This window comes from Micromonospora sp. SYSU B005, from assembly GCF_055362685.1.
In genome coordinates, this window is record NZ_JAXCFU010000064.1 from 1 (window position 1) to 848 (window position 848).

Here is an 848-nt window from a genome sequence, read left to right on the forward strand (position 1 = left end):
TCCGAAGACCGCCGGCAGTTCGGGTGGTTAGCACAACGAGGTTCATCAGGGTCGCTCTTTCGCGGGTACGGGAATATCAACCCGTTGTCCATCGACTACGCCTCTCGGCCTCGCCTTAGGTCCCGACTCACCCAGGGCGGATTAGCCTGGCCCTGGAACCCTTGGTCATCCGGCGGAAGGGTTTCTCACCCTTCTTTCGCTACTCATGCCTGCATTCTCACTCGTGCCGCGTCCACAACTGGGTCACCCCGCTGCTTCACCCCCGGCACGACGCTCCCCTACCCACCCACACACCTGCATACCTCATCAAGGAGATACGAAGTTATTGTGTGAATGCCACAGCTTCGGCGGTGTGCTTGAGCCCCGCTACATTGTCGGCGCGGAACCACTTGACCAGTGAGCTATTACGCACTCTTTAAAGGGTGGCTGCTTCTAAGCCAACCTCCTGGTTGTCTATGCGACCCCACATCCTTTTCCACTTAGCACACGCTTAGGGGCCTTAGCTGGTGATCTGGGCTGTTTCCCTCTCGACTACGAAGCTTATCCCCCGCAGTCTCACTGCCGCGCTCTCACTTACCGGCATTCGGAGTTTGGCTGATTTCGGTAAGCTTGTGGGCCCCCTAGACCATCCAGTGCTCTACCTCCGGCAAGAAACACGCGACGCTGCACCTAAATGCATTTCGGGGAGAACCAGCTATCACGGAGTTTGATTGGCCTTTCACCCCTAACCACAGGTCATCCCCCAACTTTTCAACGTTGGTGGGTTCGGCCCTCCACGCGGTCTTACCCGCGCTTCAGCCTGCCCATGGCTAGATCACTCCGCTTCGGGTCTAGAGCATGCGACTGAA

The 848-nt window shown here is 57.8% G+C and carries 1 rRNA gene; it reads right to left on the reverse strand.

What is annotated here, in order from left to right:
* Positions 1-848 (reverse strand): 23S ribosomal RNA (locus tag SM452_RS30380); the annotation flags it as partial.